Below are 6,944 nucleotides of genomic sequence, written 5' to 3'. Positions count from 1 at the left end.
CCCCCCCCCCCCCGAATGAAGTCACGTTAATGGAAAGATTTGTGAGATTGATGATGTCCCCACCGTTGTCAGGAGTTTGTAGAGTAGTTCCTATGTCCATGATGACAGAAGATCCTGTTGTCTGGGTGAAAGACTTAGCTTCTACAGTTACGCCTTCCTTAAGAATAAATGATCCAGAAGACAAAGTCACAGGCTGTTTAAAATAAGAAGAAAGATTTTCCGGCTTACCGGTTTCTTCCTGTGATAGTTTCTCTCCTGAGAAAACAATTTTTCCTGTATAACTAATGGAATCGGCTGTTTGATTGATATTTAGTGTAGTAGCAGTATCCCCGTTATTTGCAATCGGATCATAGAAGAAAATACCAAATCCATCTCTAGCATTCAATCTCGTGAATTTCCCACTTGTATTTAAATCTATAGAATTCCTTTTGCTTGATCCTGAGTTTCCGGAAGTGGTTACAGTATTCCCGTCAAAGATAATGTTTCCGCGATCGGCAGTTAAACTACATTCACCACTAGTGTCTAAACAAATGGCACCACCTTTAGGATCAGCTGTTGCAGTTACAGAATTATTAGCAAATATGGTGGGGCCACCTGATGTTAGAATAAGCTTTTTTGCGTAAATGGCTCCCCCGCTAACTTGGGATGAGTTTCCTAGGAAAGTTAGCTGTCCATTACCTTCGAATTTTAGCTCCGGGTTGTTAGAAGTTTCACTACAATAAATAGCTCCACCTGAAGAATCTGAACTCCCGATTGTTTTGTTATTACTAAAGTCTATATTGTTGTTATTAATAATATTAGTTGTCGATTCAGAGTGTATTGCCCCGCCATGTTTCTGAGATGTGTTACCGCTAAATAATGTAGAATTCGATGAGTTTTGTAGAGTTAAACCTTTGCAAGTAATGGCTCCACCATTTTCTGTTGAGCAGTTTTGTTGAAAAAGAATCTTGGAATCATTGTCAAAAGTTGTAGTTCCCGTAGATTTAATTGCTCCTTGACCCGTTGTTCCAGGTGGACAGAAAGAGCATGAAAACATAGAAAATCCTGTCACAGATAAATTTTTACCTGCAGAAGTAGTCACTTCAATAGCGGCCGGTTTTGTTGTTGTATTTATATTTTCAAAACATAACGAATGATTGTTTCCTTGAAAAATTAAATCTCCCTGACTATCTGAGAAACAACTTTTGTTTTGAGGAGTACTTATATTTGCGATACACACATCCCCGGTACATATATATTTTGTTCCAGTGGCATTAGCTGTCTCTTTAGGTGTAAATGTAGCGTTTGGTGAGTTGTTTCCGTTATAACTATCTGATGAGGGTAATGTTATCTCTACGGGGGTTGCTAAGCTCATAGAAGTTGAGGCTATCAACCCCGAAGATATTAAGAACCAGTAGACTGGATGTTTCATATATTCATGCTCTGGGTGATTTGAGATTTCTTAAAACGATCACAAAGATATTTAAAAGTCAATAGAATTACATAGAGTGTTTAGAGAACCCCTGCCCGGAATAGGGCAGGGAAGATGAGAGAAATTAGAACTGGATCTTAGATCCAAGATCTACATTGTAGGTTCGAGAAGAGTCTCTGAGTTCGAAACTAAATTGACTGAAGATTTCGAAATTCTTGCTAAAAGACTTATAATTTCCTGCTCTTATAGCAAAAGCTTGTCTGGCTAAGTTTGTTGCTGTTGTTGTCCAAATAGCTCCAGTAGGATTGGATAGAAGAGAGGTTGTGCAATTAGGATTGCTTCTGACAATATCAGGAATATAAGTAAGTGTTAGATTGTAAGAAGAACGATTGTTTTTAGCAGATTTTTCATATCGTATTCCTATAGGTAAGGAGACGTTTGTTAGATGACTGTTTTCAAAATGTCTTCCTCTATCATTGTTGTGTTCTTTAAAGTCCTCTTGATGAGCATATACGAACTGAACTTTCATAAACGGAGCATATGTATCAAAGAAAGCGTAGCCTAATTCGATAGGTGCTGTAGCTCCAAGCTCTACTGCAATGCAGTCATTACCCCAATCGCCTTTAACTTGTGAATAAATAGTATCTTGAGGAGGAACAGTTCCAGGAGCATTTGTTTTTATCTCATTGGAAGCATGACTATAAGTTAGTTGAGCATCAAGAATTAAGGCTACTTGTAGACCTAAAGCTCTGGTTAATAATCTCTCCCAAGCAGCAAGGGATGAGATATGCTGATAGTAGATAGATCCTGTGTAGATATTAGCAGTATTTTTTGAGACGAGATAATCCTTATCTCGACCAAATAACTGACCAAATGCAGCACTAAATATATCTTCCGAAGGTGTTTGATTAAATACTCCCAAGAGGTATCCAGCACTATCGTGACGGAATCTAAGTTTTGTTGCAGTACCACTTTTATGTAAAAAGTTTGCTAATCCTGATACCCAGAAGCCTCTATGATAGTTAGAACCATTTGCATTAACTTCCATAAGGTTTTGAATTGCTCTTACATCTGAAAAAGCTCCCCATAACGTATTAGGAACTAAAGTTCCTCGACGTTCAGGAGAGGGAGCGTAACCGGTTTTGTTCCAGATTAATGTTGCGGTTTTTGTATCCCCGGTTCCTGCCCAGGTCACTGTCCAGTTTCCTTGATAGCCATAGTGAGTTGGGGGAACATAATTAGTCAGATTTTGTGCAGGAATATCAGGAGTGCTAGCTGTAGCTGCAGTAATTTCTATACCTGTGAAAGGCTTGTTTGTGGCAAGTATAGGGTAGTCATAACCATTACCATTATCATCAACAAAGCTAACCGAATTAATGGTAACTTTCTTTCCGGTTGTTGTTGCTTTAATTTTAGCAGGAGTAGCAACTCCACCATTGCCTAACGAAGCAACATTAATAAAGAGATTAGTAAGGGTTATACTGTCTCCATCTGCATTCGGAGTCTGTAATGTAGTTCCTAAATCCATAACAACAGAACCGCCCGTTTGTGTGAAAGATTTAGCTTCTAAAGTTACACCATCTTTGAGAATTAATGATCCTGCAGATAATGTGACGGGTTGTTTTAATGTTGAATTTAGATTTTTAGGTTCTTGTTTTTCTTGAGGAGTTAGTTTTTCTCCGGAGAAGACAATTTTTCCAGTATAGGTTGAATTCCCTTCTGACTGATTAATAGTTAAGCTGGTTGCTTGTGTTCCTGATGATGTCACAGGATCGTAGAAAAAAATACCAAAACCGTCTTTAGCTCTCAGTTGAGTGAATTTCCCATCAGTACCAAGATCTATAGAATTTCTAGTAGGTTTTTGATCAGCGACTATGGTATTCCCTACAAAAGTAATATCACCAAGATTCGCACTTAGACTGCATTCTCCTGCAGAATCTTTTAAGCAAATAGCACCACCTTTGGGTGAGGTAGTGTGATGTACAGAGTTATTAGAAAATAGAGTAGGACCGCCGGACGTAATGGTTAACTTATCAGCATAGATTGCTCCGCCGCTAGTTTCGGTTATATTATCTGAAAATATGAGATTTTTATTATTCTCTAATTTTAATTCTGGATGATTAGTAGTATCACTACAATTAATAGCTCCCCCGGAGCAATTGGTTGCGGAATGATTATTCGTAAAAAATACTTTATTATTACTAGAAATGGTAGTTGTACCTGTTGCGTAAATTGCTCCACCGCTCTTTACAGATTGATTGTCTGTAAAATTAGCAGTTCCGGTGACGCCTGTTAACGAGAAGGCTTTACAATTGATTGCTCCACCGTTTTCTTTAGATTGGTTCTTTTGAAATAGAACATTGAAAGTATTTTCAAATTTTACTTCTCCTACAGATTTAATAGCTCCTGCTGCTTGTATAGCTGATTTCTGTGATGGTGGACAGTAGGAACATGAGAAAGAAGAAAATCCTGAAATAAGGAGAGTTTTTTCAGCTGTTACATCAATAGCAGCAGGTTTTGGATTTCCAGTATCAGTAGTAATATTCTCAAAGCATAATTTACGCCAATTACCTATAAATGTCAGATCTCCCGCAGTCTGGGTGAAACAACTAGTTGTTAGAGGAGTTCCTTTCCCTGCATAGGCAATACAAATATCTCCACTACATCTATAGATAGTTCCCTCATTATTGGATGTAGATCGTGTTGTGAATGTTGCATTCGTGCCATCGTTTCCGTTGAAACTATTTTCGGAAGTTAAGATTTCTTCTGTTGCTGCGGAGAAGCATAAAGAGGTCGAGGCTATCAACCCAGAGGATAAGAACCAACAAACTGGATATTTCATATTTTTAGATCATAGATAGGTTTAGATAGACTAAAACCATCATAAAAAATTTTAAAAGTCAATGATATTGAAAGAGTTGGTAGGCCCTGCCCCGTGGTGGGGGCAGGGGAGGTGGAGGTGAGTTAGAACTGGATTTTAGATCCGAGATCTATATTATAGGTTCTGGAAGAGCCTCTGAGCTCGAAACCGAACTGACTAAAGATTTCAAAATTTGGACTGAAAGATAAGTAATTTCCAGCTCTTACAATGAAGGCTTGTCTAGCTAAGTTTGTAGCTTTAGTTAACCAAACAGCTGTAGTTGGGCTAACTAGCAGAGACGTCGTACAGTCAGGATTGCTTCTTGCAATGTCTGGTGAGTAGGCCAGAGTTAAATTGTAAGAAGCACTATCGTTCGCAGAAAATCTTTCGAACTTAACTCCAATAGGCATGGAGAGATTCGTAAGATTGCTGCTCTCAAAGTATCTTCCTTCAGTACTGCTATTTTCTTTAAAGTCCTCTTGGTGAGCATGAACAAGCTGGAATTTTAAGAAAGGCGAATACATATCGAATAGGGTAGAGTATTGAGACGCGATAGGCACAACAGCGCCAAGTTCTACTCCGAAGCAATCGTTACCCCAATCACCCTTGATCTCTGAGTAAACGACATTTTGCGGAGCATACTTATCAGTCATGTTGGTCTTCATATCATTAGAAGTATGACTGTAGGTGAGTTGTACATTTAATACTAACGGAGCTTGCGCGCCGATAGTATTTTGTAGCAGCCTATCCCAAGCACTCCAGAAGGAAGTATGCTGATAGTAGATAGAGCCTGCATAGATGTTAGAGCTGTTTTTAGATACTAAGTAATCTTTATCTTTTCCAAACAACTGACAGAAAGCAGCACTGAAGATATCTTCAGAAGGCGTTTGAGCAAAGGCTCCTAACAAGTATCCTACACTGTTATGACGGAACTTGCGTTTTGTTTCTGTACCACTTTTGTGTAAGAAGTTAGCCAATCCTGATACCCAGAATCCTCTTTGATAGTCAGCGCCATTGACACTAATGTCCATAAGATTCTGAATAGCGCGTACATCCGAGAAAGACCCCCATAATGTATTAGGAACTAATGGACCTTGACGTTCTGGATTAGGGAGATAACCAGTTTGTTTCCAATCAAATGTAGCTTTTTGTTCTTGTGCATTTGTTCCTTGCTTCCAGGTGACAGACCAATCACCTTGGTAACCATAATGAGTGGACGGGATAAAAGGATTAGAAGATGTTGTAGGAAGTGTTATTGAACCGTTATTACCAGCTTTTGCTGCTATAACAGATGTGAATGGTTGTGTTAAGGAGAATATAGGATATTCGTAGGCATTGCCATCAGAATCAACTAAACTAAGATTAGTGATAGAGACCGTTTGACTTGCTGTTGTTGCTTCGATTTTGGCAGGCGGGATACCCCCCCCCCCCCCCAATGAGGCGATATTAATGGAGAGATCGGTTAATGTAATAGACTCACCACTACTTGATGGGGCTTGTAAAGTTGTGCCTGAATCCATGACAACAGCACCACCCGTTTGTGTGAAGGATTTAGCTTCTAAAGTTACACCATCTTTAAGAACTAATAAGCCCGAGCCTATTTTTACTTTTTGTTTGAAGGTGGATTTGAGATTGTCCGCAACTTGTCTTTCTTCTTTAGTTAAACGTTCTCCAGAAAAGACAATTTGACCTGTATAAGTATTATCAGCTTCTTTTTTATTGATCTCTATCTCATCGGTACCACCATTATCGGCAATAGGGTCATAGAAGAAAATACCAAAACCTTCTTTGGCATTTAATTTCATGAATTTTCCACCAGTACCTAGATCTATGGAATTTCTGACCGTTTTCGCGCTATTCCCAGTTGTTATTATTTTGTTTCCATCGAAAATAATATCACCTAGGTTAGCTGTTAAGTTGCATTCTCCATTGCTGTCTTTTAGACAAATAGCCCCGCCTTTAGGACTGTTGTCTTTTGACGCACTATTGTTGGAGAATATCGTAGTTCCACCAGAAGTAATAGTTAATTTATTAGCATAGATTGCTCCGCCACTACTTTTAGATGAATTTTCTGAGAATACCAGATGTTTGTTTCCTTCGAATTTCAATTCTGGATTGCTACCATTACTACAGTTAATGGCTCCTCCTTCTGATGTTGAGCAATTTCTATTGAAGATAAGGCTAGTGTTATTTTTTATAGTTGTATTCCCCACAGCTTTAATAGCTCCTGTTCCTGTTGTCCCTGGAGGACAGAAGGAACATGAAAATAAAGAAAATCCTGAAATATCCAGAGTTTTATTAGAACCGCTGACGTTAATAGCTCCAGGATTACTGGCTCCAGCATTAATATTATCAAAACAAAGAGAATGTCCATTACCTATAAATGAAAGATTACCTGCACTATCAGTGAAGCAACTTTTATTTAAAGCTGTTGTTAATCCTGCATAAGCAATACATACGTCACCCTCACATGTATAATTAGTGCCATTGTTATTGCTAGTTTCTTTCGGTTTGAACGTCTCGTTTGTAGTATTTCCATTAAAACTATCATTAGAAGACAGGGTTTTGTTATCTGCTTGAGCAAAGCTCAATGAGGTCGAGGCGATCAACCCCGAAGATATTAAGAACCAGTAAACTGGGTGTTTCATATTTCATGCTCTGGGTGAATTGAGA

2 protein-coding genes and 1 pseudogene are annotated in these 6,944 nt (G+C 38.6%); all 3 read right to left on the bottom strand.

Features of this window, described 5'->3' with window-relative positions; translation table 11 throughout:
• A pseudogene (locus tag O6937_RS04365) lies at window positions 1-1,411 on the bottom strand (Pmp family polymorphic membrane protein autotransporter adhesin); the annotation flags it as partial.
• A 124-nt stretch (window positions 1,412-1,535) separates the two neighbouring features.
• Entirely contained in the window at window positions 1,536-4,253 is a 2,718-nt protein-coding gene (locus tag O6937_RS04360; RefSeq protein WP_213240491.1) for an autotransporter domain-containing protein, read from the bottom strand.
• 122 nt (window positions 4,254-4,375) lie between these two features.
• The gene (locus tag O6937_RS04355) at window positions 4,376-6,919 is read right to left on the bottom strand and encodes a polymorphic outer membrane protein middle domain-containing protein (RefSeq protein ID WP_332390430.1); all 2,544 of its coding nucleotides are present in this window, start codon (window positions 6,917-6,919) and stop codon (window positions 4,376-4,378) included.
• Between the last annotated feature and the right edge of the window lie 25 nt (window positions 6,920-6,944).

It is taken from the genome of Chlamydia sp. 04-14 (assembly GCF_036632095.1).
Lineage (GTDB): Bacteria > Chlamydiota > Chlamydiia > Chlamydiales > Chlamydiaceae > Chlamydia.
This window is presented reverse-complemented; position numbering and strand designations above follow the sequence as displayed.